This window comes from Caulobacter sp. BK020, assembly GCF_004342605.1.
Lineage (GTDB): Bacteria > Pseudomonadota > Alphaproteobacteria > Caulobacterales > Caulobacteraceae > Caulobacter.
In genome coordinates, this window is sequence record NZ_SLZL01000024.1 from 19,876 (window position 1) to 45,094 (window position 25,219).

The 25,219-nt window shown below is 68.1% G+C and carries 27 protein-coding genes; 12 read left to right on the forward strand and 15 right to left on the reverse strand.

Annotated elements, in window-relative coordinates; genetic code table 11:
* Positions 1-30: 30 nt before the first annotated feature.
* The 5 genes from EV278_RS21280 to EV278_RS21300 all read right to left on the reverse strand — a co-directional run bounded on the left by EV278_RS21280 (position 31) and on the right by EV278_RS21300 (position 4,636).
* A complete protein-coding gene (locus EV278_RS21280) occupies positions 31-777 on the reverse strand; it encodes a GntR family transcriptional regulator (protein ID WP_165916733.1) in 747 nt (248 codons plus the stop codon).
* A 114-nt stretch (positions 778-891) separates the two neighbouring features.
* A complete protein-coding gene (locus EV278_RS21285) occupies positions 892-1,800 on the reverse strand; it encodes a crotonase/enoyl-CoA hydratase family protein (protein ID WP_132095816.1) in 909 nt (302 codons plus the stop codon).
* A gap of 37 nt (positions 1,801-1,837) precedes the next feature.
* The gene (locus tag EV278_RS21290) at positions 1,838-2,533 is read right to left on the reverse strand and encodes an SDR family NAD(P)-dependent oxidoreductase (protein WP_132095818.1); all 696 of its coding nucleotides are present in this window, start codon (positions 2,531-2,533) and stop codon (positions 1,838-1,840) included.
* Positions 2,534-2,564: 31 nt separating this feature from the next.
* Positions 2,565-3,353: an enoyl-CoA hydratase gene (locus EV278_RS21295; RefSeq protein ID WP_132095820.1), complete on the reverse strand. Its 789-nt coding sequence runs from the start codon at positions 3,351-3,353 to the stop codon at positions 2,565-2,567.
* 56 nt (positions 3,354-3,409) lie between these two features.
* On the reverse strand, positions 3,410-4,636 hold the full coding sequence (locus EV278_RS21300) for a CoA transferase (RefSeq protein ID WP_132095822.1): 1,227 nt from the start codon (positions 4,634-4,636) through the stop codon (positions 3,410-3,412).
* A 194-nt stretch (positions 4,637-4,830) separates the two neighbouring features.
* On the opposite strand from EV278_RS21300, the gene EV278_RS21305 reads away from it, so the two are divergent.
* The 6 genes from EV278_RS21305 (at position 4,831) to EV278_RS21330 (ending at position 9,615) form a co-directional block, all read left to right on the forward strand.
* Positions 4,831-5,637: a crotonase/enoyl-CoA hydratase family protein gene (locus EV278_RS21305; RefSeq protein WP_132095824.1), complete on the forward strand. Its 807-nt coding sequence runs from the start codon at positions 4,831-4,833 to the stop codon at positions 5,635-5,637.
* Positions 5,638-5,646: 9 nt separating this feature from the next.
* Positions 5,647-6,072 (forward strand): OB-fold domain-containing protein, encoded by a 426-nt coding sequence (locus EV278_RS21310; protein ID WP_132095826.1) that lies wholly within the window; start codon positions 5,647-5,649, stop codon positions 6,070-6,072.
* A gap of 8 nt (positions 6,073-6,080) precedes the next feature.
* On the forward strand, positions 6,081-7,220 hold the full coding sequence (locus EV278_RS21315; protein ID WP_132095828.1) for a thiolase family protein: 1,140 nt from the start codon (positions 6,081-6,083) through the stop codon (positions 7,218-7,220).
* Between the two features lie 10 nt (positions 7,221-7,230).
* Positions 7,231-7,812 (forward strand): GTP cyclohydrolase I FolE, encoded by a 582-nt coding sequence (folE, locus tag EV278_RS21320; protein WP_132095830.1) that lies wholly within the window; start codon positions 7,231-7,233, stop codon positions 7,810-7,812.
* Positions 7,809-8,255 (forward strand): thioesterase family protein, encoded by a 447-nt coding sequence (locus EV278_RS21325; RefSeq protein WP_132095832.1) that lies wholly within the window; start codon positions 7,809-7,811, stop codon positions 8,253-8,255. The genes folE and EV278_RS21325 overlap by 4 nt, the downstream gene beginning before the upstream one ends.
* A 127-nt stretch (positions 8,256-8,382) precedes the next feature.
* Positions 8,383-9,615 (forward strand): amidohydrolase family protein, encoded by a 1,233-nt coding sequence (locus EV278_RS21330; RefSeq protein WP_132095834.1) that lies wholly within the window; start codon positions 8,383-8,385, stop codon positions 9,613-9,615.
* A gap of 45 nt (positions 9,616-9,660) precedes the next feature.
* Here the strand turns inward: EV278_RS21330 and EV278_RS21335 are convergent, their stop codons facing one another.
* The gene (locus EV278_RS21335) at positions 9,661-10,446 is read right to left on the reverse strand and encodes an IclR family transcriptional regulator (protein WP_165916734.1); all 786 of its coding nucleotides are present in this window, start codon (positions 10,444-10,446) and stop codon (positions 9,661-9,663) included.
* A 52-nt stretch (positions 10,447-10,498) separates the two neighbouring features.
* Here EV278_RS21335 and EV278_RS21340 point away from each other — a divergent pair, with 52 nt between their 5' ends.
* From EV278_RS21340 to EV278_RS21350, 3 genes are read left to right on the forward strand one after another with little or no spacing between them, the layout of a single operon-like run.
* The gene (locus EV278_RS21340) at positions 10,499-11,695 is read left to right on the forward strand and encodes an NAD(P)/FAD-dependent oxidoreductase (RefSeq protein ID WP_347812835.1); all 1,197 of its coding nucleotides are present in this window, start codon (positions 10,499-10,501) and stop codon (positions 11,693-11,695) included.
* Positions 11,688-13,298 (forward strand): choline dehydrogenase, encoded by a 1,611-nt coding sequence (locus tag EV278_RS21345; protein WP_132095840.1) that lies wholly within the window; start codon positions 11,688-11,690, stop codon positions 13,296-13,298. Before EV278_RS21340 ends, EV278_RS21345 begins: the two co-directional genes overlap by 8 nt.
* A 26-nt stretch (positions 13,299-13,324) precedes the next feature.
* Positions 13,325-14,758, forward strand: a complete 1,434-nt coding sequence (locus tag EV278_RS21350) for an NAD-dependent succinate-semialdehyde dehydrogenase (protein WP_132095842.1) — start codon at positions 13,325-13,327, stop codon at positions 14,756-14,758.
* Positions 14,759-14,772: 14 nt separating this feature from the next.
* Here the strand turns inward: EV278_RS21350 and EV278_RS21355 are convergent, their stop codons facing one another.
* From EV278_RS21355 to EV278_RS21380, 6 genes are read right to left on the reverse strand one after another with little or no spacing between them, the layout of a single operon-like run.
* Positions 14,773-15,564 (reverse strand): SDR family oxidoreductase, encoded by a 792-nt coding sequence (locus EV278_RS21355; protein ID WP_207905541.1) that lies wholly within the window; start codon positions 15,562-15,564, stop codon positions 14,773-14,775.
* Positions 15,561-16,277, reverse strand: coding sequence for an SDR family oxidoreductase (locus tag EV278_RS21360; RefSeq protein WP_132095844.1), 717 nt, complete (start codon positions 16,275-16,277; stop codon positions 15,561-15,563). Before EV278_RS21360 ends, EV278_RS21355 begins: the two co-directional genes overlap by 4 nt.
* Positions 16,274-17,311: an acyl-CoA dehydrogenase gene (locus tag EV278_RS21365; RefSeq protein ID WP_165916735.1), complete on the reverse strand. Its 1,038-nt coding sequence runs from the start codon at positions 17,309-17,311 to the stop codon at positions 16,274-16,276. Before EV278_RS21365 ends, EV278_RS21360 begins: the two co-directional genes overlap by 4 nt.
* Positions 17,312-17,318: 7 nt before the next feature.
* Positions 17,319-18,482 carry an acyl-CoA dehydrogenase family protein gene (locus EV278_RS21370; RefSeq protein ID WP_132095848.1) on the reverse strand — a complete coding sequence of 388 codons (1,164 nt, stop codon included), beginning with the start codon at positions 18,480-18,482 and terminating at the stop codon, positions 17,319-17,321.
* A gap of 3 nt (positions 18,483-18,485) precedes the next feature.
* Complete coding sequence (locus EV278_RS21375) at positions 18,486-18,905, reverse strand: MaoC/PaaZ C-terminal domain-containing protein (protein WP_132095849.1); 420 nt, start codon at positions 18,903-18,905, stop codon at positions 18,486-18,488.
* Between the two features lie 7 nt (positions 18,906-18,912).
* On the reverse strand, positions 18,913-19,356 hold the full coding sequence (locus EV278_RS21380) for a MaoC family dehydratase N-terminal domain-containing protein (RefSeq protein WP_132095851.1): 444 nt from the start codon (positions 19,354-19,356) through the stop codon (positions 18,913-18,915).
* Between the two features lie 162 nt (positions 19,357-19,518).
* Between EV278_RS21380 and EV278_RS21385 the strand changes: the two genes are divergently transcribed.
* Positions 19,519-20,322 (forward strand): SDR family oxidoreductase, encoded by an 804-nt coding sequence (locus tag EV278_RS21385; protein WP_132095853.1) that lies wholly within the window; start codon positions 19,519-19,521, stop codon positions 20,320-20,322.
* On the opposite strand, the gene EV278_RS21390 is transcribed toward EV278_RS21385, so the two are convergent.
* Genes EV278_RS21390 through EV278_RS21400 form a run of 3 tightly spaced genes read right to left on the reverse strand, consistent with a single transcriptional unit; the run spans position 20,323 to position 22,978 of the window.
* The gene (locus EV278_RS21390; RefSeq protein WP_132095855.1) at positions 20,323-20,889 is read right to left on the reverse strand and encodes a nuclear transport factor 2 family protein; all 567 of its coding nucleotides are present in this window, start codon (positions 20,887-20,889) and stop codon (positions 20,323-20,325) included.
* Positions 20,886-21,593 carry a hypothetical protein gene (locus tag EV278_RS21395; protein ID WP_132095857.1) on the reverse strand — a complete coding sequence of 236 codons (708 nt, stop codon included), beginning with the start codon at positions 21,591-21,593 and terminating at the stop codon, positions 20,886-20,888. The genes EV278_RS21390 and EV278_RS21395 overlap by 4 nt, the downstream gene beginning before the upstream one ends.
* 2 nt (positions 21,594-21,595) lie before the next feature.
* Complete coding sequence (locus EV278_RS21400) at positions 21,596-22,978, reverse strand: phenylacetate--CoA ligase family protein (RefSeq protein ID WP_132095859.1); 1,383 nt, start codon at positions 22,976-22,978, stop codon at positions 21,596-21,598.
* Positions 22,979-23,169: 191 nt separating this feature from the next.
* Here EV278_RS21400 and EV278_RS21405 point away from each other — a divergent pair, with 191 nt between their 5' ends.
* Complete coding sequence (locus EV278_RS21405; RefSeq protein WP_132095861.1) at positions 23,170-24,333, forward strand: NADH:flavin oxidoreductase; 1,164 nt, start codon at positions 23,170-23,172, stop codon at positions 24,331-24,333.
* Between the two features lie 102 nt (positions 24,334-24,435).
* Complete coding sequence (locus EV278_RS21410) at positions 24,436-25,203, forward strand: SDR family NAD(P)-dependent oxidoreductase (protein WP_132095863.1); 768 nt, start codon at positions 24,436-24,438, stop codon at positions 25,201-25,203.
* Positions 25,204-25,219 lie beyond the last annotated feature (16 nt).

A 25,219-nucleotide genomic window follows, 5' to 3' on the forward strand; every position in this document is an offset into this window, starting at 1 on the left:
ACGGATGTCTCGTTGCGGACCGTGGAGTGCTCAACCGGCGCGACCGTCGGCGTGGAACTCGATGACGTAGCTGTAGCGGGCGGGGTGGTAGCGCACGAACACCACCTCGATCGGCTGGCCGCTAGCCAGGTAATAGGCGCGGGTGACTAGCAGCACCGGATCAGCGGGCCGCAGCCCCAGATGGGCCGCGGCGACCCTGCCGGCCACCCCAGACTCGATCCTCTGCTGGGCGCGAGCGACGCGAACGTTCAGGCGCCGCTCGACGGCGCGAATGATTGGCACGCCCGCCGTCACGAAGTCGAGCTGTTCAAGCTTCCCACCGACCTCAAGCGGGAAATAGATCTCCAGATAGGCCGCCGGCTCGCCGTCGATGCGACTGATCAGTTCCAGGCGCGTCATGCCGGCGTCGTCGGGCAGGTTGAGGATCGCCGCCGCCTCGGCGTTGCGCACGTCATGTTCGAGCGACAGCCGGTCCGGCTCCATCACGCCGGCGCCGGCCAGGAACTCGTCCAGCGACCCTTTGAGGGAAATGGACCGCGAGCCGACCTTGCGCTCGGCCACGAACGAACCCACGCCGCGACGCCTGACGATCAGGCCTTGGGCGATCAGGGCCTCCAGCGCTCGCCGCACGGTGATGCGGCTGACCCCATACTGCTCGCACAGGCGCTCTTCGGTCGGCAAGGGATCGCCGGGGCCGAATTCACCGCCATGCAGACGCGACCGCAGATCCTGTTCCATCTGGTGGTAGAGTGGAAGTGGGCCGGTCTGGAGTTGCATTGGGTTTCCATGCTTCGCGTCGGGCGCGACGACATCGAACAGGTTAGCCGTGCTCGGGTTCTCGGCAAAACGAAGAAGGCGACTTGCCGCGATCATCGCCTGGTCGATAAGCGGTCAGTCCTCGCGCAGCCGGATGACGCCGTCGCCGAACGGCGCGTCGCGGTTGGTTAGCGCCGTCTTCAGCCCGTGCTCGGCCATGTCCGCCTTGAACTGTGTGCGCCGGGGTCCCTTGGACAGGTGAGCCCGGGCGTCGTTCTCGGCCGCCAGGCGCTGGATCGTCCGGGCGCCCATGCCTTCCAGGGCCAGGTTGACGATGCGCTTGTGGGCGGAGAGCAGTTCGTTGTCGACGAACGACAGCCGCCGGGCCAGTTCGTCGACCACCGCGTCCAGCTGGTCTGCCGGCGCCGACTCGAGGGCGAGGCCGATCGTAACGGCATCCCTGCCCCGGATGCTATCGCCGGTCATCAGGATGCGCTTCGCCCACTGCGGCCCGCAGTGATAGATCCACATGTGATTGGGCGGCGAGCCGTTGGCGCGGGCCGCCGGGAAGCCGATCTTGGCCTCGTCGGAACAGATGACGAAGTCGCACATCAGCGCCAGGTCCGTGCCGCCGGCCAGACAGTTGCCCTGCACTCGCGCGATGACCGGCTTGTGCAGGTCGAAGATTACCGTGGTCAGGGCCTGCTGGCGCTCCATGAACCAGGCGTCGTCGTCGTAGCTGCCGGACGAGCTGCGATAGCTGGGCGCCTCCGTGGCGGCCGCTTCCCCTTCGGCCTTGCGCCCGGCATAGACCCCGCCCAGGTCGTAGCCGGCGCAGAAGTCCTTGCCGGCGCCCCGCAGGATGACGACATTGACGTCGAGACGATCGTCGGCCTCCAGCAGGGCGTCATGCAATTCCTGCAACGTCCGGGGCGACAGGGCGTTGCGCTTGTCGGGCTTGTTCAGGGTGATGCGCGCGACCCGCTCGGACACCTCGAACAGGATCTCCTCGGGCTGGTCCAGCCACTTGCCGCTGTAGGTCATGCGTCGGCTCCCGAGCCAAATGGTCTTGGCGACCTTGTCATACGCGGCCGACGACCGGCAGCAGAGCTCCGGTCACCGCGCTGGCCTCGCTGGAGGCCAGGAACAGGATCACAGCGGCCAGCTCCTCGGGCCTCACCCAGGTCGAGAAGTCGGCGTCCGGCATGTCGGCGCGGTTGGCCGGCGTGTCGATGATCGAGGGCAGGACCGCGTTGACCGTCACCCGCCCCTTGTACTCTTCCGCCAACGCCTCGGTCAGCCGATGCACGCCCGCTTTTGAGGCCGCATAGGCCCCCATGCCGGTCGTCGCCTTCTGCGCGGCGTTGGCCCCGACATTGACGATGCGCCCTGCGCCACTGGCGACCAAGTGGGGCAGAGCCGCCTTGGAGGCGTTCAGCGTCGTCATCAGGTTGAGGCGGTGCAGCCGCTCCCAGGTGGCGGCCTCCCCCTCGCCGACCGTCTCCCACGCGAAACCGCCCGCGATGTTGACCAGCACGTCGATCCGCCCGTTGGCCTCGACGATCGCATTGATCGCACTGGTCGCCGCGCCCGCGTCCGACAGGTCCACCCCGCCCTTGAACAGCGCTCCCTCGCCCAGCGCGGAGACAAGGTCGCCTGGCGCCGAGGCCGCGTAGTCCACGGCGACGACCCGCGCGCCACGCGCCGCCGCTCCCAGGGCGACCACGCGCCCCAAGGCGCCGAACGCGCCGGTCACGATCACGACCTTGTCCTTCATCGCTCCAACCTCCCGGTCACGCGCCCGCCGGTCACGCGCCGGTGAACTGCGGCTTGCGCTTCTCGGCGAAGGCGCGAATGCCTTCCTTGTAGTCCGTCGATGCATAGCAGGTCTGGAACATCTCCTCGCACTTGGCCAGATCGCGATCGGCGGGATCCTTCAAGATTGTGGCCAGGGTGTACTTGACCTGCTTGGCGGTCAGCGGCGCGCCACCGGCGATCTGGGCGGCGGTCTTGGCGATGAAGGTGCCGAACGCTTCACCTTCGGGCAGGACCCGGCCGACCAGTCCCTTGGCGAAGGCCTCCTCCGCCGTGAACTGCAGGCCGCCCAGCAGCATGTCCTTCGACGCCGGGACACCGATGATGTCGACCAGCCGCGACAGGCTCTTGTAGCGATAGCCGATGCCGTAGCGCATGGCCGGCTGGCCGAACTTCGACTTGGAGGAGCAGTAACGCAGGTCGCACGACACGGCGACCGAGATGCCCCCGCCGATGCACCAGCCGTCGATCGCGGCGATCGTCACCTTCTCGCTGTTGTAGATCGCCGACAGGCCGCGCTCGCCGGTCTGGGCGTAGTGCTCCTGGGCGTTCTCGCCCATGCGCTCTTCCTCGTACTTCGAGACGTCGGCCCCGGCGATGAACGACACGCCGCCCGCCCCCGAAATGACGATCACCCGGATGTCCGGATCGGAGTCGAAGTCGGCCATGATCGTCGACATGCCTTCCCACATCTCCAGCGAGATGGCGTTCAGCTTGTCGGGATTGTTGAAGATCATGTGGCCGATCGCGCCGTCCTTGCGGCTCAGGATCTTGTCGGTCATGGCGAATGTTCCTTCTGAAAGTCGTGGCGCGGACGCGCGCCTACAAAGTCGGATGATCAGACGACACCGGCGTGCCGCAGACCTTCGATGTCCTTTGGTCCGTAGCCGGCGGCGGCCAGAATCTGGTCTGTGTGCTGGCCCACCAAGGGTGGCGCGACGTAGTCGGTGATCGGGGTTTCGGAGAACCGGATCGGGTTTCTCAGGGTCTTGATGGGACCGGCGACAGGGTGCTCGACGTCCTGGAGCATCTGGCGATGCACGATCTGTGGATTGGCCAGGGCGTCGGCGATGTCGTTGACCGGGCTGGATGGCACATCGGCGAGGTCGAGCCGCTCCAGCCAGTCGCCGGCCGGCTTGGTGGCGAACACTGCGTCCAGCATCGCCAACAGGGCGTCGCGGTTGCGAATGCGCCCGGCGGTGTTGTCGAAGCGCGGATCCTTGGCGATGTCCGGTCGGTCCAGCGCCAGGCACAGGCGGGTGAACTGGGCGTTGTTGCCCGCCGTCAGGAAGATGTCGCGGTCGGCGCAGCGAAAAGTCTGCGAAGGCACCCCACCATAACCGCCGTTGCCCCGCCGGGCGGGGATCTGGCCCGACACCAAGTAGTTCATGGCGAAATGGCTGAGCGAAGCGACACCGCAGTCCAGCAGCGACAGGTCGATGTGCTGGCCCGTTCCACCGCCCACGTCGCGATGATGCAGGGCGGCAAGGATGGCGTTGGAGGCGTAGAGGCTGGTCAGGATGTCGACGATCGATATGCCGACCTTCATCGGGCCGCCGCCCGGAGCGTCATCAGGCAGCCCCGACACGCTCATCATCCCGCCCATGGCCTGAAAGACGCCGTCATAACCGGGCTTGTGGGCCAGGGGGCCGGTTTGGCCAAAGCCGGTGATCGAGCAATAGACCAGACGCGGGTTGACCGCCTTCAGGCTCTCGTAGTCCAGGCCGTACTTCTTCAGCGCGCCGGTCTTGAAGTTCTCCAGCACCACGTCGCTGTCGGCCGCCAGCCGGCGCACGATCTCCTGGCCGCGCGGCGAGGCCAAGTCGACGGTCACGGATCGCTTGTTGCGGTTGCAGCTGAGGTAGAAGGCCGCGTCGGAGGTTGGGCTGCCGTCGCGATCCTTCAGGAAAGGCGGGCCATAGTCGCGGGATTCATCGCCCGTGCCGGGGCGCTCCACCTTGATCACGTCCGCGCCGAGATCTGCGAGCATCTGGCTGGCCAACGGCGCCGCCAGCACGCGGCTCAAATCCAGGATCCTGACACCTTCCAGGGTCTTGGACGACATAGGACAACTCCCTCCCCACGCCGCCGGCGGCGCACGTATCAGAGCGTCATCGTCGCGATGCGCCATCGCGTGACAAGGTGACGGTCGGGGTCATCGTGTGGGTGATATGTCACCTCTAAAGCCGCCATGACGCTTGTCCCGGCCTGCGTTTGGGAATGGTTTGCCTCAAATCCGCAGATGGAAACCGTCACTTCATGCGCGACCCCTTCGTCCTCTACGAGACCCGCGGCCGGATCGCGATCCTGACCCTGAACCGGCCCGACACCCGCAACGCCATCGGCGAACACGCCGACTGCGCCGAACTGGTCGAGGCGGTCGAGCGCGCCAATGCCGACCGCTCGATCTCGGTGCTCGTCCTGACCGGCCTGGGCGCGTCGTTCTCGGCCGGCGGCAACCTGAAGGGCATGCGCGATCGCGACGGCATCGGCCCGCTGGCCACACCCGCCGATACCCGGGACAACTACAAGAAAGGCGTACAGAAGATCGCCCTGGCCTTCGCCGGCCTGGAGATCGCCAGCATCGCCGCCGTCAACGGTCACGCCATCGGCCTGGGCTGCGACCTCGCCTGCCTGTGCGACATGCGCGTCGCCTCGGACGCCGCCAAGTTCGCCGCCAGTTTCGTCAAGATGGGCATCGTGCCCGGTGATGGCGGCGCCTGGATTCTGCCGCGCACCATCGGCTACGCCCGCGCCGCCGAGATGATCCTGACGGGCGACACCTACACCGCCGCCGAGGCCCGCGAGATGGGTCTGGTCAACAAGGTCGTCCCCGCCGACCTGGTGATGGACGAGGCGCTCAAGCTGGCCGAGCGCGTGGCGGCCAATCCGCCGCGCGCCGTTCGGCTGGCCAAACGCCTGCTGCGCGAAGGCCAGCATTCCCGGCTGACCGACGTGCTGGAACTGTCGGCCGCCTTCCAGGCCCTGGCCCACGAGACCGCCGACCACAAGGAGGCCGTCGAGGCCTTCCTCGACAAACGCCCGCCCGTGTTTACGGGCGCCTGAGGCCAAGCCATGACCCAGACCGACACCCTAGCCCCCCGCCCCGCCCTGCCCTGGATCCGCCTGGACGGGCCCGAGCCTTTCGTCGAGGGCCGCCTCTGCCGCGCCTGCGGCGCCCGCACGGCGGCGACTCATCTGGCCTGCCCGGCTTGCGGCGCGCGCGACTCGATCGAGACCTATCGCGCGCCGACCACCGGCAAGCTGCTCGCCTATTCGATCGTCCGGCGCTCCTATCCCGGCGTGCCCGTCCCCTTCATCTCGGCCATCGTCGATCTGGACGACGGCCTGACGCTGAAGGGCAACCTGATCAATGTCGCGGCCGAGCCGCAGGCGCTGCCGGTCGGCATGCCGGTCCGGATGGTGTTCGGCGACGCCCTGGGCCGCACCGACAAGGACGGCGCGTCCTATGTCGCCTTCTTCTTCGAACCTTCAGCCTGAGGTCCGCCATGAGCGAGAACGTCTACATCCTCGGCATCGACATGCTGAAGTTCGGCAAGTATCCGGACCGCACCTTCGCTCAGTTGGGCGGCGAGGCTGCCCTGCTGGCTCTCGATGACGCTGGACTGGGCGTCCACGACGTCCAGGCCATGTACTGCGGGTCGGTCTTCGGCGCATATGACATGACCGGCCAGGCGATCATGCGCGAGATCGGCCAGACGGGCATTCCGGTCACCAACATCTCCAACGCCTGCGCCACAGGGGCCTCGGCGTTTCGCGAGGCCTGGATCGCGGTCAAGTCGGGTCTGTACGACGTGGTGCTGGCCGTCGGCGTCGAGAAGATGCCACGCGGCATGCTGGGCGCCGGCCACGAGACCGGCATCTCGCTGGAGGGCCTGTTCGGCTCGGCCTCGATGCCGGCCGTCTTCGCCGAGTCCGGAATGGAGCACGCGGGAAAATACGGCACCACCTTCGAGCAGTTCGCCAAGGTGTCGGTGAAGAACCACCACCATTCGACCATGAACCCCAAGGCCGTCTACCAGAAGGAGACGCCGCTGGAGGAGGTGATGGGCTCGGAGATGATCGCCTATCCCAACACCAAGCTGATGTGCTCGGTGAACGTCGACGGTTCCGCGGCGGCCGTCGTGGTGTCCGAGAAGAAGGCCCGGGAACTGGGCCTGACGCGGGCGATCCGCGTCCTGGCCTCGGCCCTGGCCTCCGATCCCTGGAACCCGCGCAACCCGATCATGCCCGACGTCAACGGCTGCACCCAGCTGGCGGCGAAGTCGGCCTACGAGCAAGCCGGGATCGACCCGCTCGACGTCAGCCTAGTCGAGCTGCACGACTGCTTCGCCACCGCCGAGCTGCTGCACTACGAGAACCTGCAGCTGTGCGGCCTGGGCGAGGCCGGGCGGCTGATCGACGAGGGCGTCACCGCCCTGGGCGGGCGCGTGCCGGTCAATGTCTCGGGCGGACTGCTGTCCAAGGGCCATCCGCTGGGCGCGACCGGCATCGCCAACATGTACGAGGTCGCGCTGCATCTGCGCGGCGAAGCCGGCGCACGCCAGGTCCCCGGCGCCAAGATCGGCCTGACCCACGTGGTCGGCCTAGGAACCGCGTCCGCCGTTCACCTGTTCGAGAAGGCGTGAGCACCCACCGATGAGCAAACCGAGCCAGGCCGATGCCGAAGCCGCTGTACGGACATTGCTGGAATGGGCCGGCGATGATCCCTCGCGCGAGGGGCTGCTCGACACCCCCGAACGCGTGGCCAAGTCGTATCGCGAACTGTTCTCCGGCTACGAGACCGATCCGCACGGCTATCTGGAGCGGACCTTCCAGGAAGTGGCCGGCTATGACCAGCTGGTAGTGCTGAGCAACATCCGCGTGGTCAGTTTCTGCGAGCACCACATGCTGCCGGTCACCGGCGTCGCCCATGTCGGCTATCTGCCCACCAACAAGGTGGTCGGCATCTCCAAGCTGGCGCGGGTGGTCAACGGCTTCGCCCGGCGCCTGCAGATCCAGGAGAAGCTGACCGCCGAGATCGCTCAGGCCATCGAGGACGTTCTGCAGCCGCAAGGGGTCGGGGTGGTGATCGAGGCCGAGCACAGCTGTATGACCCTGCGCGGGGTCAACACGCCGGGCTCGCGGCTGACCACCAGCAGCCTGCGCGGCGTGGTCCGCGACGACCCGCGGACCCGCGCCGAATTCCTGCGCCTCGTCCGCCAGGGAGCCGCCGCATGACCGAGGCCCGCAAGCCCCAGGACGAGCGCCGCGAACACTACGGCTGGTGGGTGGACATTCCAACGCGCTGGGCCGACGGCGACCCCTACGGCCACGCCAACAACGTCATCTACTACAGCTGGTTCGACACCGCCGTGACCCGGATGCTGTTCGAGCGCGGCGTCATCTGGCTGCCGGACTCGCCGTCGATCGGCCTGTGTGTCGAGAGTCGCTGCAGCTTCCTCGCTCCCGTCGAGTTTCCGCAGACCGTCCAGGCCGGGGTGCGCATCGGAAAGCTGGGCGACAAAAGCATCCGGTTCGAGATCGGCCTGTTCGTCGAGGGCCGCGAGGCGCCGGTGGCCGCCGGCTATTTCGTCCATGTCTATGTGGATCGCGCGGGCCGGCGGCCATCGCCGCTGACCGAGACGCAGAAGGCCTCGGTCGCCGATCTGGTGGTGGGCTGAACCCGCAGGATCGCATGCGCGATCCCCCTGCGACCGCCCGCGACCTTGACACCCACACCGCATGCGCAGAAAATTGAACGATATTCAGTTTTCTGTAATTCCAGCCGAACGCGGCGAGGAGCCTTCCATGACCGACACCGCCATCGCCCCTGAGCACGCGACCGGCAGGCGCTACACGGGTCCCATCTTCGACGCCGACACCCACCTCTATGAGACCCCGGAGGCCTTCGACGTCTATGTGCCGGCCAAGTACAAGGAAGACTGGGGCCTGAACTACAAGGTCGCCGACGACGGCCAGTTCGCCCTGCACGTCGGCAAGCGCAAGGTCGAGATCAGCGCCGACTACATGACCGAGGATTTCAAGATCCCGCCGCCCGGCAAGCTGCACGAGTGGCTGCGGGCCCAGAAGGAAGGCAAGGCCGAGGTCGACATGCGGGTGCCGATCACCCCGACCATGACCGACCCGGCAGAGCGGGAGAAGGTTCTGGACAGGTGGGACGTTCGCTCGTCGATGCTCTATTGCGGCAACTTCGTCAGCGCGATCAGCTATCTGGACGAGCCCGATCCGGCCTACGCCATCCTCAACGCCTATAACCGCTGGATGCTCGACCAGTGGAAATTCAACTACAAGAACAAGATCTTCAGCTGCCCGGTCCTGACCCTGGCGGACCTGCCCCAGGCGATAGAGCAGGCCAAGTGGGCGGTGGCCAACGGCGCCAAGTTCGTGCTGATGCCGATGGGTCCCTACAACGGCAAGGCCCCAGCCCATCCCGACCATGACCCCTTCTGGGCGATCCTGAACGAGGCCGGCGTCGGCGTGGTCTTCCACGTGTCCGAGGCGATCTACCTGAAGGACCACATGGCCGTTTGGGGCGAGCCGATGCAGAAGTCGCGCCTGCGTCAGACCGCGTTCATGTGGATGCACGGCTATTCGGAACGGCCGGTGATCGAGACCCTGTCCAGCTTCGTCCTGCTGAACTTCTTCGAGCGGTTCCCCAACATCACTTTGATCTCGGCCGAGAACGGCGCCGAATGGGTGCCCTCGATGCTGGTCAAGATGGACAAGGTGCGCGGCATGGCCAAGAACGGCTACTGGCCGGCCGGCCAGCTGAAAGAGCGGCCGAGCAAGATCTTCAAGCGCCACGTCAAGATCGTCGCCTATCCCGAGGACAACATCAAAGCCATCGTCGACCAGACCGGCGACGCCGACTGGCTACTGATGGGCTCGGACTATCCCCATTCGGAGGGCGTCGAGGAGCCGCGCATCTTCGCCGACGAGGCGTGCAAGGACCTGAGCGACGCCGATACGGCCAAGGTCATGTACGAGAACGGCATGAAGCTGGCCGGCCTGCCCCTCTAGCGGAGAGCCCGATCGCTTCGCGACAGCTCCCCGAAAGAGGGAGCGTCAAGCGGCCGCCATGCCTCCCGAGGCGTGCGCGGCCGTTTTGACGACCGCGGCCACCAGCGCGTCCTGGTTGGCCACAAGCCGATCCGAGGGGGCGCCTAGTGAAACCGCGGCCAGGACCCCGCCGTCCGGCCCGAACACCGGCGCGGCCACGGCGGCGGAATCCTCCACCGACTCCCCCAGGCTGACCCAGAAGCCCTTCCGGCGGACCTCCTCCAGCTGACTTCTTAGGACCTCGCGATCGGTATTGGTCCGGGCGGTCAACGGAGTCAGCTTGGCCTTGGCGACGTAGTCGTTCTGATAGTCGGGCGACTGATAGGCCAGCAGCACCCGCCCCGCCGCCGTCGAATAGAGCGGACCGCTCATGCCCAGACGCACCGTGTAGCGCACGGGACGCGGGCTTTCGAGGACGTCGATATAGACGAACCGGTGGGTCTGGTGGTCCAGCACGGCCAGATTGACCGATTCCTGCGTCGCGTCGGCCAGGGCGCGCAGATAACCCCTCACAAGTCGTGGCAGGTCGTAGGCCGAACCGACGGTGGCCGCCAGGCGGAAGGCGCGCGGCCCCAACCGGTACAGCGGCCCCTCGACGACCAGGAAATCGTCGCTGACCAGGGGACGAAGACTGTTGAGCAGCGTGCTCTTGGGCACGCCGAGCGCGACGGAGATGTCGGCAAGCGGTAGGCCCACCGGGGCGCCAGCCAGCAACTCCAGCAGGGCCAGCACCCGCCCCATGGCCCGGGGCCCGCCGCTGTCGCGTTCCAGGATCTCAGAATCGCCGGTCATGTCATCTCCGTCCAAGGCCAGACTAGGAGACCCGCTTCCCGAAAAACACCCCATGCGGAGCTCGGCTGATCGCGTCCGCGATCCTGGCCGGGCTCGACTTCAACCCGCGCCGATCCCGTGTTTACGCTGGTGCATGGACACAGTCGAATGCGTAGTGATCGGCGCCGGGGTCGTCGGTCTTGCGGCGGCGCGCGCGCTGGCCGTGGCCGGCCGCGAGGTGGTGATCCTGGAGGCGCAGGATCACATCGGCTCGGGGGTCAGCTCGCGCAATAGCGAGGTGATCCACGCCGGCATTTACTATCCCAGGGACTCGCTGAAGGCGCGGCTGTGCGTGGAAGGCAAGGCCCAGCTCTACGCCTATTGCGAGAGCCGCAATATTCCGCACCGGCGCTGCGGCAAGCTGATCGTCGCCAGCCATGTCGACCAGATCCCGGAGCTGGAACGCATCCGGCAGGCCGCCCTGGCCAACGGCGTCGACGACCTGACCTGGCTCGACGCCGACGCCGCCCGGGCGATGGAGCGGGCCCTAGCCTGCGTGGCCGCCCTGCATTCGCCGTCGACCGGCATCATCGACTCTCACGCCTACATGCTGTCGCTCCAGGGCGAGGCCGAGGCGCGCGGCGCGATGACGGCCTTTCTCACCCCCGTGACGGCGATGCGTCTGGACATTGACGGCGTCGCCCTGACCATCGGCCAAGACCCCGCACCGTCCCTGAAGGCGCGACTGGTGGTCAACAGCGCCGGCCTCGGCGCTCCAGGCCTGGCGGACGCCGCCGAGGGACTGCCGTCCCGTGCCAAGGCCACGGCCTTCTACGCCAAGGGCAGCTATTTCACCCTGTCGGGACGGTCTCCCTTCAGTCGCCTGATCTATCCCACCCCCGAGCCCGGGGGCCTCGGCGTCCACCTGACGCTCGACATGGGCGGGCAGGCCAAGTTCGGGCCCGACGTGGAATGGGTCGAAGAACCCGACTACGCGGTGGATCCCCGACGCGCCGAGCGCTTCTACGGCGCGGTGCGGCGCTACTGGCCAGGCCTGCCTGACGGCGCCCTGACGCCGGGCTACGCCGGCGTTCGCCCCAAGATCTCGGGCCCGGGCGAGCCAGCCGCCGACTTCCGCATCGAAGCCAACCCCGCCGAACCGGGCGCCGGCCTGATCAACCTGTTCGGCATCGAAAGCCCCGGCCTGACGGCCTCCCTGGCCATAGCCGACGAGGTGGCCCGACTGGCCCGCGAGGTGCTGCATGCGTGAGTTCGGCGCCTTCGACTACATCATCGTCGGCGCGGGCTCGGCGGGCTGCGTGCTGGCCAACCGGTTGAGCGCGAACGGCAGGTATGAGGTTCTTCTGCTGGAAGCGGGGGGCGAGGACAGCAATCCCTGGATTCACATCCCGCTGGGCTACGGCAAGCTGTTCGTCGACCCCAAGGTCAACTGGATGTTCCAGACGACGCCTCAGCCCGGCCTCAACGACCGCAGGATCAACCAGCCGCGCGGCAAGGTGCTGGGAGGATCCAGCTCGATCAACGGCCTGGTCTATGTCCGTGGCCAGAAGGAGGACTTCGACGCCTGGCGACGGCTGGGCAATGTCGGCTGGTCCCATGATGACGTCCTGCCCTATTTCCGCAAGGCTGAGGACCAGGTGCGCGGCGCCGACGCCTTCCATGGCCAGGGCGGTCCCCTGCCCGTTTCGGACCAGGCCGAGCCTCACCCGCTGTGCGACGCATTCATCGCGGCGGCGCAAGAGGCGGGGCACCCGCGCAACGACGACTTCAACGGCGCGACCCAGGAAGGCGCCGGCTACTATCAGACCACTTCGCGGCGCGGCCTTCGCGTCAGCTCCGCCGTGGCCTATCTGCGCCCGGCGCGCCAACGGCCCAACCTGACCGTCGTGACCCGCGCTCACGCCACCCAGCTGGTGCTCGAAGGACGTCGGGCGGTGGGCGTGGAGTGGCGCCGCGACCGCGAACTGGCGCGCGCGACCGCCCGCGGCGAGGTCGTCCTGGCCGCCGGCGCCATCGGCTCGCCCCAGCTGTTGCAACTGTCCGGGGTCGGGCCGGGCGACCTGCTGAGCGCGCACGGCGTACCCGTGATCCATGATCTTCAGGGCGTCGGCGCCGACCTCCAGGATCACCTGCAGGTGCGGATGGTCCTGCGCTGCGCCCGGCCCATCACGTTCAACGACGACATGCGCAGTCCGTGGCGGATGGCGGGCGTGGGGCTGAAATTCGCCCTGCAGCGCCGCGGGCCGCTGACGGTCAGCGCCGGCTATGCCGGGGCTTTCCTCAAGACCGACCCAGCCGTGGCCCTGCCCGACACCCAGATCCACTTCATCAACTTCTCGACCACCAAGATGGGCGACAAGTTGCACGCCTTCTCGGGGTTCACGGCCTCGTCCTGCCAGCTGCGACCCGAGAGCCGGGGAACACTCAAGATCGTCAGCCCCGATCCGTTCACACCCCCCGCCATCGATCCGAATTACCTGGCCACCGAAACCGATCGCCGCGTCACGGTCGGCGGACTGAAGGTGCTGCGCGACATCATGCGCCAGCCCGCCATGCTGCCTTTCGTCGAAAGCGAGGCCGAGCCGGGCCTGGACTGCGCGTCCGACGACCAGCTCCTGGCCTACTGTCGCGAACGCGGCAGCACGATCTATCACCCCACCTGCACCGCACGGATGGGAAGCGATCCGGGCGCGGTGGTGGACAAGCGGCTGAAGGTTCACGGGATAGCCGGCCTGCGGGTCGTGGACGGCTCGATCATGCCCTCTGTCCTCTCGGGCAACACCCACGCCGGCATCGTCATGATCGCGGAGAAAGCCGCGGACATGATCCTGGAAGACGCGCGCGCCGTCTGACGACGGCCAGAACGAAGGCTATTTCCATGACCACCTACACCGCGCTCGAACTGTTCATCGACGGCCGGTTCCTGTCGGGCGAAGGCCGGACAACCGAGCCCGTGTTTGATCCCGCCACGGCGCGGCCGATCGCCGACCTGCCGCACGCCTCGGCAGCCGACCTGGACGCGGCCCTGGACGCGGCCGCGCGAGCCTTTCCGACCTGGTCGGCGACTACCGCCAGCGAACGCGCCAAGGTGCTGCGCCGAGCGGCCGACCTCATTCGGACGCGCATCGAGGCCATCGCCACGGTGATGACCCTGGAACAGGGCAAACCTGTCGCCGAGTCGCGCGGCGAGATCGCCTACGCCGCCGACGTCATCGAGTGGTACGCCGAGGAAGGCCGCCGCACCTATGGCCGGGTGGTCCCCAGCAGGGTTCCCGGCGTGGTCATGACAGTGACCCAGGAACCCGTCGGCCCCGTGGCCGCCTTCACGCCGTGGAACTTCCCGGCCCTGACGCCCTGCCGCAAGATCGGCGGCGCCCTGGCGGCCGGCTGCACCCTGGTCCTCAAGGCGGCCGAGGAAGTGCCCGGCACGGCGGTCGAGATCGCTCGCGCCTTCGCCGACGCCGGCCTGCCGGCAGGCGTGCTGAACCTTGTCTTCGGCAAGCCGTCCGAAGTCTCGGCCCACCTGATCGCCTCGCCGGCCATCCGCAAAGTATCGTTCACCGGCTCTACCGCGATCGGCAAGCATCTGATGGCCCTGTGCGCTCGTGATCTCAAGCGCACCACCATGGAGCTGGGCGGCCATGGACCGGTCGTGGTGTTCGACGATGTCGACGTCGAAGCGACCGCCGAACTGGTCGCGACGGCGAAGTATCGCAACGCCGGCCAGGTCTGCATCTCGCCGACCCGCTTCTTCGTCCAGGACGCGGCCTATGACCGCTTCGTCGCCCGCTTCACCGATGTGGCCAAGGGCCTGAAACTGGGGAACGGCCTGGAGGCCGGCGTGCAGATGGGCCCCCTGGCCAATCCCCGCCGGATCCAGGCGATGGAGGCCATCGTCCAGGATGTCCGCGACCGTGGCGGCCGGATCGAGACGGGCGGCGCCCGTCGCGGCAACGAGGGCTGGTTCTACGAACCGACCGTGGTGACGGGGATCGGCGACGACGCCCTGGTCATGACCGAGGAGCCCTTCGGCCCCGTCGCGCCGATCGTGCCCTTCACCGACTTCGACGAGGTGGTGCGACGCGCCAACAGCCTGCCCTACGGCCTGGCCGCCTACGCCTTCTCGACCTCGGCCCGCCGCATCGCCGACATCGGCGCCGCGCTGAAGGCCGGCATGGTCGGGCTGAACACCCTGGCCGTCTCCAATCCCGAGACCCCGTTCGGCGGCGTTCGCGATTCCGGCCACGGCCAGGAGGGCGGCGTCGAGGGGCTGCAGGCCTATCTGGACGTCAAGTTCACCGCCTCGGCCTGAGCGGCCACAAGGCGTTACAGGGCCGTATAATACCCGCCGTCTACATTGACGGTCTGGCCGGTCACGTAGCGCCACAGGTCGCTGCACATGGCGACGGCGGCTGGTCCGATGTCGTCGCGCATGTCGCCCATCCGGCCCAGCGGAAAGCTCTTCATCGCCTCGCGGGTGCGTTCGGGGTCGGCCTCGAGATAGGCCTTGGCCGCGTCGGTCAGGGCCGCCGGCGCCAGGGCGTTGACGACGATGTCGTGCGGGCCCCATTCGCGGGCCAGCGCCTTGACGAACCCGCGCTGCGCCGCCTTCAGGGCTGTATAGGCGGGGTTCATCGCTCCGCCATGCTGGCCCTGGGCCGACGAGAGGACCAGGAACCGGCCCCGCCCCGTGCCCCGCAGATAGGGCAGCGCGGCGTGCGCCAGATGATGCAGGGCGTCCAGCGAGACGCCCGCCTGCTCGGCCCACAGCGCGTCGTTGATCTCTTCCAGCGGCGTGGGACGCGCGAGAGTGCTCGCGGCGTTGTGCACGACGATGTCCAGGCCGCCGAAGATCTGTACCGTCGTCGCGACCGTGCGCCGCACCGCCTCGGCGTCGCAGACGTCGGTGGCGACGAAAAGACCTTGTCCGCCTTCAGCTTGGATCTGGGCGACCGTCTCCTGGCCGCCGGCCGGACCGCGCGCCGCCACGACGACCCGGGCGCCGGCCAGCGCCAGGGCGCGGGCCAATCCCCGGCCGACGCCGCCGCTGGCGCCGGTGACGATGGCGACGCGGCCAGTCAGCAGGCCCGCCGCCGAGGTCCAGTCCATGCCCGTCATGGGACCATCCACTCACCGCCGTCGATCATCAGGGTCGCCCCCGTCACGCCGCCGCCGGCCGGACTGGCCAGCCAAGCGGCCAGGCCCGCGATCTCGGCGCGCGCGTCCGGTCGTCGGCCAAGCGCGATCGGCACGGCGTCGCCCTTGGCCGCCAGTTCGGCGGCGTCGAAATGCGAGGACAGGGCGCGCGGCGCCGCCGCCGCCCAGTTCAGGGTCACGCCGCTCGCGCCCCATTGCCGGGCGACCGATTTCATCAGGCCGCGCTGGCCTTCCAGCGCGGTGCTCAAGGCCACCATGCCCGGGCCGCCAACCAGCGACAAGGATGGCGCCAGGAACAGGATCGCACCGCGTCCCGCCGGCTTCATCCGCCGACCCAAGGCGGTCAGGACGCGCATCGCGATCCGGATAGGGTCGGACGCCGCGCGACGCCAGGTCACGAGGTCAGTTTCGTCCAGCGGCTTCAGCGTCGCCGTGGCCTCGCCCAGCAGGCTGAGGACGACTAGCACCGGCGCGAGGTCCGGTCCCAGGACGGTCGCCAAGGCGGCCTCGACCTCTTCCTGAGCGTCCGCTAGCCGTGGATCGTGCAGCGTGACGACCTCCGCGCCGACGTCCTCAAGCCCCTCGGTGATCCCGGCCATCACCGGCAACCCTAGTTCGATGACCAGGACCAGCTGGCCTTCGAGCGATGACGAGGGCGTAACCGGTCCGGTCATCCCCGCTCCATCTCCAGGTCGATCAGCGTCAGCTGGCGGAAGCCCCGTCCGACCGGATGCTCTTCGGTCACCCCTATACCGCCATGCAGCTGGACGGCGGTCTGGCCAACCAGCTTGCAGGATTTTCCGACCACGGATCGAACCTGCGCAAGAGTCTTGCGACGTTCCTCCTGGTCGGCGTCCTCGACCGACAAGGCGGCCAGCATCGCCATCGACCGCGCCTGCTCCAGGGCCACCAGCATGTCTGCCGCCTTGTGCCGAAGCGCCTGGAACGACGCCAAGGGTTCGCCGAACTGGCGGCGGGTCTTCAGGTGTTCCAGGGTGGCGTCCAGCAAGGCCTGCATCAAGCCAACCGCCTCCGCCGCCCGGAAGGCGGTAAGGTGCTCGCGAACACGCTCCATCAGCACGATGGCTTCGCCGCCGCTGGCCAAGACCGCCGACGCCTCCGCCGTCACCTCGTAGAAGCTGATCTCCGAGGCCGGCGTTCCGTCGAAGAGCTGGTAGTCGCGGCGCGAGACGCCCCGCGCATCCGACGGGATCAGCAGCACCAATTGGCCGCCGTCGATCGTCACGGTGACCGCCAGCCGGGCGGCGTCGGCGGCATGGGCGACATTGATCTTGCGTCCCGTCACGATCCAGCCGTCGCCAGTGGATCGCGCCCGCGTCCGCCTGGCCTGGTCGCTCGGCATGCCCAGCTCCTCATGGGCCCAGGCCAGACGCACCTCGCCGCCGGCCAGACCGGAGATCAGTGCCGAGGGCGGGGTCGTCGCAAGCCGCAAGGCCGTGCCTGCGGCGGCGATCACGCTGGCGTAGGGCGTCAGAACCTGGGCTCGCCCCGCCGCCTCGGCCAGGATCATCGTCTCCACGGGCCCGAGGCCAAGTCCACCATCTTCCTCGGCGAACGGCGCGGCCAACAGACCCAGCTCGGCCATCCTGGCCCACAGGTCGCCGGACGAGTCGCCAGCCGCCTGGGCGAACAGACGCTCGGCCGTGTCCTTCAGCATCGCCTGGTCTTCGGAAAGATCGAAGTTCATCCCGCCCTCACAAGCCCAGCACGCTCGAGGCGATGATGTTCTTCTGCACCTCGCTGGCCCCGCCATAGATCGAGGCCGCGCGCAGGGTGAAATAGTTCGACGCCGCCTCGGACGGCGCCTCGCCCTGACCTTCGTAGGCGAAGGCGTAGCCGGCCGGTCCGACCACGCGCAGCAGCAGCTCCGAAGCCGCCTGGCGCAGTTCGACGCCCTTGATCTTCAAGATCGACGAGCGCGGATCGGTCTGCCCGGCCTGCTGCGCCGCCAGGACCCGAAGCTGGGTGATCTCCAGAGCCCGGAGCTCGGCCTCGATCGCGGTCGCTTCCACAGCGTGCCGGGCTTGCGCGGCTTCGGTCAGGCCCGCCTCGACGCTGGCCAGGGCGTCGGCGACCCGCGCCAGAATCCGCCGGGTCATGCCGATCCGAGCGATGCCGGTCCGCTCGTTGGACAGCAGGTACTTGGCGTAGGTCCAGCCCTGGTTCTCCTCGCCCACCCGGTCGCCGACCGGCACGCGCACATCGTCCAGGAACACCTCGTTGACTTCGTGGCGGCCGTCGATGGTGATGATCGGCCGGATGGTGACGCCCGGGCTCTTCAGGTCGATCAGCAGGAAGCTGATGCCGCCCTGCTTCTTGGCCGCCTTCGGATCGGTGCGCACCAGGGTGAACATCCAGTCGGCCCGGTGCGCCATGCCTTGCCAGAGCTTCTGGCCGTTGACGACATAGTAGTCGCCATCGCGCACCGCAGTGGCGCTGAGGGCGGCAAGATCCGATCCCGCTCCAGGCTCGGAGAACCCCTGGGCCCACCAGATGTCCAGGTTGGCCGTCGCCTTCAGGAAACGCGCCTTCTGCGCGTCGCTACCATAGGCGATCAGAACCGGGCCGATCATCGAGACGTTGAACGATAGCGGCTCGGGCGCGCAGGCGGCGTAGAGTTCGTCCATGAAGATGTAGCGCTGCACCGCGCTCCATCCCGGACCGCCGGCCGACGCCGGCCAGCTGGGCGTGGCCCAGCCGACCCGATTCAACGTTCTCTGCCACTCGACCACATCGGCCTTGTCCAGGGCCCTGCCCTGCTCGACCTTGCGGCGGGTATCCGGCGACAGGTTCTGGGCCACGAAGGCGCGGACCTGGTCCCGAAACGCGATGTCCTCTGGGGAAAAGCTCAGGTCCACGGGTCAGCCGATCCGCACCAAGGCGTCGCCGACCAGGGTCACGGGGCCGTCGACGACCGTCGCCCGCAGCGTCAATTTCGCCAGCCGCTCCCCCTCCTGCTCGATGATCTGCTCGACGATCCCGTCACAGGCGACCGAAGCGCCCAGCGGCGTGATCGCGGCGAAGCGAACACCGAACTGGCGAACCGCCGTCGCCCCGGCCCAATCGGTCAGGGCTCGCCCTAGATAGGCCATCGACAGCATGCCGTGGGCGAAGACGTCGGGGAAACCGGCGGACACGGCGAACGCCTTGTCCACATGGATCGGATTGTGGTCCCCCGACCCGCCCGCGAACAGCGCCAGGGTCAGGGGCGTGATCGGCCCCGTGGTCAGGGTCGGCAAGGCGTCGCCGGCTTTCAGGGTCGATAGGTCTTGCGTGCTCATGCCGGCCTCAGTTCCTGATCACTGCGACGCTCTTCAGGGTGGCGCACACGACGTCGTCCTGGTTGCGCGCCAGCGTTTCGAGCACAATGAACTCCAGCGCCCCGTCCTTCTTGTCGTAGATGTCGGCCACGGTCTGGCGCATGCGGATGGTGTCGCCGACCTGGATCGGGTGGTGATATTCGAACACCTGCTCGCCGTGCAGCATGCGGGCCAGATCGGCCTCGATCACGTCCAGGACCAGATTCTTCTTGAACGGGCTGAGGTTCAGCAGGGTTTGGGGATAGGTCGGCGGGGTGGGGATCCGCTCTTGACCGACCGCCCGCGCCGCGTCGGCGTCGAGGAAGACCGGATTGGTCTCGCCGATCGCCTGACAGAACAGACGCAGTTGGCTAAGCTCGACATCGATCGAGACCTCTTCCGTCGTGGCGCCGATATGCTTTCGGTCGATCATGGAACTCCCCGCGGACCGGACTGTCTGTTTGAATCCCACGGGCGCGAGGCGGGAGCGAGTCCGCGCCAAAGGCTATCGCTGTTGCGATCAAGCGCCTGGCGCCACGCGACGGCGCGAAGACCATCGCCTACCTAGATCGGGGGATCGGACGGGATCGAGATCATGACGCGACTGGCAGGCCTGGTTTCCATCATCACCGGCGCGGCGTCGGGCATCGGCGCGGCGACAGCCGAGCTGTTCGTGGCGCAGGGCGCGCGGGTGGTCATCGCCGACATTGCGCTGGATAAGGCCGAAGCCCTCGCCGAGCGACTGCGCGCCGGCGGCGGCGAGGCCGTCGCCATGGCTTGCGACATCGGCTCGGAGGGCTCGGTCAAGGCGGTGATCGCCGAAACGATCGCCGCCTTCGGCCGGATCGACGTGGTGGTCAACAACGCCGCCGCCACCTTCCTGTCGGCCACCCAGGACGGCCCGCTACTGAAGCAGACCGTCGAGCTGTGGGATACGCTGATGGCCATCAACCTGCGCGGTCCGATGCTGGTGTGCCGCGAGGCCGTGCCGCACATGGCGCGCCAGGGCGGCGGCGCGATCATCAACATCTGCTCGAACTCGATGTTCCTGGGCGACCTGGGCAACACGGCCTATGCCTGCTCCAAGGCCGGCCTGGCGACCCTGACCCGCTATGTCGCCGCCCAGCACGGACCGGACGGCGTGCGCTGCAACGCCATCTCGCCCGGCTACATTCCCACCAAGCCCGTCACCGACGAGCGCCGCGCCAAGCTGGAAAAGGCCCTGCTGCGCCAGAACACCGTGCCTCGCGGCGGGCTGCCCGAGGACATCGGCTGGATGGCGGTCTATCTTGCCTCGCCGGAATCCGCCTTCGTCAATGGCCAAGTCTACAGCGTCGACGGCGGCGCGCAGTCCCATGCGCCGCACATGCCCGACCTGCGCGACTTCCTGGCGGGTTGATCAGCTCGCTGCCGGGTGACGCGTGATCGCCGAGACGTCCGCGTCGCCCCAGAAACTCCTCCAGGTCGGAAACCGCGGCAGCATCATCGGCGGGCTATGCTTGGGCGTTGGCCCTGGCCAGCGGGCGAAGTCGGCCTCCTGCGGCCGCTCCATCACGTCGCAGGTGTAGAAGAAGTCCTCGATCCGCCGGGCGAAATACCAGACGCCTTCGCGCCGCTCATAGGTGTCGAAATAGCAGATGGCCTGCACGATCCACTGGTCGCCGAACTCGTGCTCGGCTCGGCAGTAGACGCGGCCCTCGGCGACGTCGCCATCGATGCGGTCGATGGCGTGGCCGGTGATCGTGTGGACGGTGCGATAGAAGTCGCGGACGGCCGGCTCTATAAAGCCGCGCAGGGCGTCGCGCCCCTTGCCACGACGGCCACAGTCGATGTCCTCGACGAACATGCCCAGCCATTCGTCGATGTCGCGTCGGTCGACGGCCATGGCGTAGCGGACGGCCAGCTGCTGGATCGCCAGGTGGGACTCGATCCGGTCCAGCCGCTCCAGCAGGCCGGCCTCGGTCATGTCCCGGCCTCCAGCTTCACGCCCCCGTCGGCGACCTGCCCCCGGAAGCCCGTGTCCACGCGGTCATAGCGGGCGGCGCGCTTGGGGCCCGACGTGACCAGGATGCGCCCTTCCCCGTCGGTCTCCAAGATCCATTCCGCTGTGTCATAGGCCGCGGCCTCCTCGTCCGGCCCGGCGATCAGGATCAGCGGACCAAGGAGCGTCATGCGGCGCGGGCGCAGCTTCATCGCCTGCAGCGCCGAGGCGGCCGCACCCCGCGCGCCAACCACCGGCACGGCGGCGAACACCTTGGCCGCATCGAAGCCGAACACGGCCATGCCTTCGACCGTCTGCGGGCTGACGCCGAGCACGGCGCGCAAGGGGAAGCGCCGGGTGTACATCTCGATGCGCCCGACATCCCAGGGCGTGGCCATGCCGTTCATCACCTGCGCGCCCAGCCGCATCCCGGCCAGGTAGTAGGGCCAGAACTGACCGCACTCGCTGTAGTTATGCACCAAGTCGACAAGCGAACCCGCCTCGACGCCCAGAGCGCGCAACTGCCCCTCGGCCCAGTCGACGTCGGCCATGACGTCGCGGTTCGAGAGCGGATAGTGGACCAGGCCGCCAGCGACGGGCGCGCTGCCGACGCCCCAGATCGCGTCCGGCGCGTCGAAGGTCAGGGCGGCCGAGGTCACGGGCGGAGCATCCAGCACGGCTGCGGTCATCCTCAGGCCTTTGCAACGCGGGGGATCTTGTGGGGCGGGCCCAGCTTGATCAGTTCACTGTTGGGGATCAGCTCGACATGCGGGCGAACCTTGATGCGCCCCTCGACCTGGTCGGCCACCCGACGGGCGACGTCATCCAGGTCCGGCTCGCCGTCGTAGCCGACGCGGAGCTTCAGTTCGGTGAGTTCGCGCTGCGGCCGGATGATCTGGAACAGGGCGGCGGCGGTTTCCGGCACCTCCTCGACCGCCGTCCAGATGTCGCGCGGCAGGATCGAGACGCCGTCGACGATCACCTCGTCGCCGAGTCGGCCGGCCAGCCACAGGCGCACATGCTCGCGGCCGCAGGCGCAGGGCGCCTTGGTGTAGCGGACGAAGTCGCCGGATCGGTAGCGGATCAGCGGGTCGGTCTTGTTATGGATGGCTGTAACGACCAGTTCGCCGCCCTCCCCGTCGGCGACATGGCGATCACTGCCGGGTTCGAGAACCTCGACGATGGCGATGTCCTCCCAGGCGTGGAACCCGTCCTTGGCCTGGCATTCCCAGATCGTGCCGGAGTCTCCCAGGCTGGAGAATTCGAACACCTTGACGCCCCAGCGGTCCATGGTGCGCTGCATGCGCGGCCCGATCGGCTCGCCGCCGTAGATGCAGGCCTTGAAGCTGGAAAACAGGTCGACCATGTCGATCCCCTTTTCCCGCTCCAGCCGCTCCAGGCCGTAGATCACGGGCGAGGACAACATGAAGAAGATGGTCGGCCGATACTTCAGGATCCACTCGACCGCCTGCTCGACCTCGTTGGGATCGTGGTTGAGCATCAGCGGAATGGCCCCGGCCGCCCGGGTGATGCGATGGGCCACGCCGCGCAGGACCGTGCTCAGCTCCAGCACATAGTCGCCGGGGCGCAGGCCCAAGTGCCAGTACTCCCGCGGCGTGAAGGGCCCCTCATAAGGCCGGTTCCAGCGTTCGGCGAACAGGGTCGGATCCCCGGTCGTGCCCGAGCTTGACCCAATGTTGTGAATCTCGGCCCGATCGACGCAAAGCACGCCGCCGAACGGATCGTCGTGGCGGTCGCGGAAGTCCCGGAGCGTGTCCTTGTCCATGAACGGCGCGCGAGCCTTGAAGTCCTCCAGCGACGTGATGCTCAGCGGGTCAACCCCGGCGGCGCTCCACACCTCGCGCACGACCGCCGATCGCTCCGCCACCCAGGCCAGCTGCTCCAGCAGCTTCTTTTCCTGCAAGGCCTCGATCTCGGCGCGAGAGGCGGTTTCCACGGCGTCCAGGAAGGGCCGGTCGCTCCACTTGGCGACGTTCTCCCGCTGGTAGGCGACGCTGTTTCCCGAAGGATTGAGAGTCATCGCATCGGAAGGATCGGAGGCGTCGTCGAGCATGCTCGGTGTTCCCTAAGGCCCGCGGGCGCGCCGTCTGATGCGGCGTTGTCGCAGAGCTATATAGTGCCCCCGCCCCCTGTCTGAAGCCAGCAGCGCGGTTGATCGGCCATGCGATAATCGCTCCGGCCGGGTGGCGACCGCGGGCTCTGGACGTCACGATCCGCCTCGAAGGCGCGGCCGAGGAAGACGAGATGACGGACGGTTCCGGCGATGACCAAAGCCCGCTGTTCCAGCCGCTCGTCGTTGGCCCGCTGACGCTGAAGAACCGGGTCGTGATGGCGCCGATGTCGCGCTACTTCTGCCCCGACGAGATCCCGCACGACGATGTGGTCCAATACTACACCCGCCGGGCCCGCGGCGGCGTGGGCCTGATCGTCACCGAGGCCACCTATATCGGCCACCCCTCGGCGCACAGCTACGAGAACGTGCCGCGGTTCTATGGCGAGGCGTCGCTGGCCGGCTGGAAGCGCGTGGTCGAGGCCGTGCACGCCGAGGGCGGCAAGATCATGCCGCAGCTGTGGCACACCGGCAGCTTCCGCGAGATCGGCATGGCGCCCGATCGCGACGTTCCGGGCTTCGGCCCCTCCGAGAACCTCAACGCCTTCGAGAACACCACCCACCTGACCAAGCCGATGAGCGAGACCGACATCGCCGACGTCATCGACGCCTATGCGGTGGCGGCGGCCAACGCCCAGGCGCTCGGCTTCGACGGCGTCGAGCTGCACGCCGCCCATGGCTATCTGATCGACACCTTCTTCTGGCACGAGACCAATCGCCGAAACGATCCCTGGGGCGGCCCCACCCTGGCGGCCCGCGCCCGGTTCGGGATCGAGGTCGTCAAGGCGATCCGGCGCAAGGTGGGTCCGGACTTCCCGTTGTCGTTCCGCTGGTCGCAGTTCAAGCAGCAGGATTATCGCGCCCGCCTGGCCCAGACGCCGCAGGAACTGGAGACACTGCTCGGGCCGCTGTCCGACGCCGGAGTGACGATCTTCCATGCCTCGACCCGGCGCTTCTGGGAGGTCGGCTTCCGCGACTTCTCGGAAAAGACCCTGGCCGGCTGGACCCGTGAGATCACGGGCAAGCCGGTGATCGCCGTCGGCAGTGTCGGCCTGGCCGGCGTGGCCTCGACCGCAAAGACCGCGCCGGGCCAGATCAACAGCGCGACCGTCAGCTTCGCCGATGCGGGGCTCGATGGCGTCGAGCGGGTCGAGGCGCTGATGGCTGCTGGGGAGTTCGACCTGATCGCCGTCGGTCGCGCCTTGCTGGCCGACCCTGACTGGACCGACAAGGTCCGCGAGGGCCGACTGGACGAGCGTATCCCGTTCGAGAAGGAGCTTCTGGCCAGCCTCTACTGATCGCCGGCCGCCTCCGACGGCATCGCCCATCCGATGCCTTCGGCGCCCGGGTCGCCGGGTGCAAGGCGGACCGCTATCGCCTTGGCGAAACAGGAGATTCCCATGAGCTCTGCCCTCGACCTGACCGGCCGCATCGCCCTGGTGACCGGCGCCTCCTCGGGCCTCGGGGCACGGTTCGCACGGATGCTGGCGGCGCAAGGCGTGAAGGTGGTCGCCGGCGCCCGCCGCCTCGACCGCCTGGAAGCCCTGGCCGAAGCGATCCGCGCTGACGGCGGCCAGGTCGAACCGGTCGAGATGGACGTGGAGGACGAAGCCTCGATCAAGGCGGCCTACGATCGCGCCGAAGCCACGTTCGGGACGCCCGACATCGTCATCGCCAACGCCGGGGTCAACGCCCAGGGCCCCGCCACCGAACTGCCGGCCGACGACCTGGGCCAGCTTTTGCGGATCAATGTCCAGGGTGTCTACCTGACGGCGCGGGAAGGCGCGCGCCGGCTGATCGCCTCGCCGGACGCCTCCCGGGGCCGGATCATCCTGCTGGGCTCGGTGGGCTCGCTGCGTCCCTTGGCGGGCCTGACCGCCTATTCCGCCTCCAAGGCTGGCGTGGCCATGCTGGGCAAGGGCCTAGCCAGGGAGTGGGCCCGCTACGGGATCAACGTCAACACCATCTGCCCCGGCTGGATCGTCACCGAGCTCAACGCCGAATGGCTGGCGGGCGAAGGCGGGCAAAAGCTGATCAAGACCTTCCCGCGCCGCCGGGTCATGACCCCCGACCACCTGGACGGGCTGGTCAGCTTCCTCGGCTCCGACGCCTCCAGCGCCATCACCGGCGGCGTCTTCGCGGCCGATGACGGCCAGTCCCTGGCCTAGCGGCGGCGTCCGATCC

Excerpts from the sequence above, each read along its gene's own strand:
- EV278_RS21405 (WP_132095861.1), top strand. The coding sequence starts at position 23,170 with ATGACGGACGGTTCCGGCGATGACCAAAGCCCGCTGTTCCAGCCGCTC.
- EV278_RS21315 (WP_132095828.1), top strand. The coding sequence starts at position 6,081 with ATGAGCGAGAACGTCTACATCCTCGGCATCGACATGCTGAAGTTCGGC.
- folE (WP_132095830.1), top strand. The coding sequence starts at position 7,231 with ATGAGCAAACCGAGCCAGGCCGATGCCGAAGCCGCTGTACGGACATTG.
- EV278_RS21345 (WP_132095840.1), top strand. The coding sequence starts at position 11,688 with ATGCGTGAGTTCGGCGCCTTCGACTACATCATCGTCGGCGCGGGCTCG.
- EV278_RS21290 (WP_132095818.1), bottom strand. The coding sequence starts at position 2,533 with ATGAAGGACAAGGTCGTGATCGTGACCGGCGCGTTCGGCGCCTTGGGG.
- EV278_RS21295 (WP_132095820.1), bottom strand. The coding sequence starts at position 3,353 with ATGACCGACAAGATCCTGAGCCGCAAGGACGGCGCGATCGGCCACATG.
- EV278_RS21340 (WP_347812835.1), top strand. The coding sequence starts at position 10,499 with ATGCGGAGCTCGGCTGATCGCGTCCGCGATCCTGGCCGGGCTCGACTT.
- EV278_RS21335 (WP_165916734.1), bottom strand. The coding sequence starts at position 10,446 with ATGACCGGCGATTCTGAGATCCTGGAACGCGACAGCGGCGGGCCCCGG.
- EV278_RS21385 (WP_132095853.1), top strand. The coding sequence starts at position 19,519 with ATGACGCGACTGGCAGGCCTGGTTTCCATCATCACCGGCGCGGCGTCG.
- EV278_RS21325 (WP_132095832.1), top strand. The coding sequence starts at position 7,809 with ATGACCGAGGCCCGCAAGCCCCAGGACGAGCGCCGCGAACACTACGGC.
- EV278_RS21300 (WP_132095822.1), bottom strand. The coding sequence starts at position 4,636 with ATGTCGTCCAAGACCCTGGAAGGTGTCAGGATCCTGGATTTGAGCCGC.
- EV278_RS21305 (WP_132095824.1), top strand. The coding sequence starts at position 4,831 with ATGCGCGACCCCTTCGTCCTCTACGAGACCCGCGGCCGGATCGCGATC.
- EV278_RS21375 (WP_132095849.1), bottom strand. The coding sequence starts at position 18,905 with ATGAGCACGCAAGACCTATCGACCCTGAAAGCCGGCGACGCCTTGCCG.
- EV278_RS21280 (WP_165916733.1), bottom strand. The coding sequence starts at position 777 with ATGCAACTCCAGACCGGCCCACTTCCACTCTACCACCAGATGGAACAG.
- EV278_RS21310 (WP_132095826.1), top strand. The coding sequence starts at position 5,647 with ATGACCCAGACCGACACCCTAGCCCCCCGCCCCGCCCTGCCCTGGATC.
- EV278_RS21395 (WP_132095857.1), bottom strand. The coding sequence starts at position 21,593 with ATGACCGCAGCCGTGCTGGATGCTCCGCCCGTGACCTCGGCCGCCCTG.
- EV278_RS21285 (WP_132095816.1), bottom strand. The coding sequence starts at position 1,800 with ATGACCTACAGCGGCAAGTGGCTGGACCAGCCCGAGGAGATCCTGTTC.
- EV278_RS21360 (WP_132095844.1), bottom strand. The coding sequence starts at position 16,277 with ATGACCGGACCGGTTACGCCCTCGTCATCGCTCGAAGGCCAGCTGGTC.
- EV278_RS21390 (WP_132095855.1), bottom strand. The coding sequence starts at position 20,889 with ATGACCGAGGCCGGCCTGCTGGAGCGGCTGGACCGGATCGAGTCCCAC.
- EV278_RS21365 (WP_165916735.1), bottom strand. The coding sequence starts at position 17,311 with ATGAACTTCGATCTTTCCGAAGACCAGGCGATGCTGAAGGACACGGCC.
- EV278_RS21380 (WP_132095851.1), bottom strand. The coding sequence starts at position 19,356 with ATGATCGACCGAAAGCATATCGGCGCCACGACGGAAGAGGTCTCGATC.
- EV278_RS21410 (WP_132095863.1), top strand. The coding sequence starts at position 24,436 with ATGAGCTCTGCCCTCGACCTGACCGGCCGCATCGCCCTGGTGACCGGC.
- EV278_RS21355 (WP_207905541.1), bottom strand. The coding sequence starts at position 15,564 with ATGACGGGCATGGACTGGACCTCGGCGGCGGGCCTGCTGACTGGCCGC.
- EV278_RS21400 (WP_132095859.1), bottom strand. The coding sequence starts at position 22,978 with ATGCTCGACGACGCCTCCGATCCTTCCGATGCGATGACTCTCAATCCT.
- EV278_RS21350 (WP_132095842.1), top strand. The coding sequence starts at position 13,325 with ATGACCACCTACACCGCGCTCGAACTGTTCATCGACGGCCGGTTCCTG.
- EV278_RS21330 (WP_132095834.1), top strand. The coding sequence starts at position 8,383 with ATGACCGACACCGCCATCGCCCCTGAGCACGCGACCGGCAGGCGCTAC.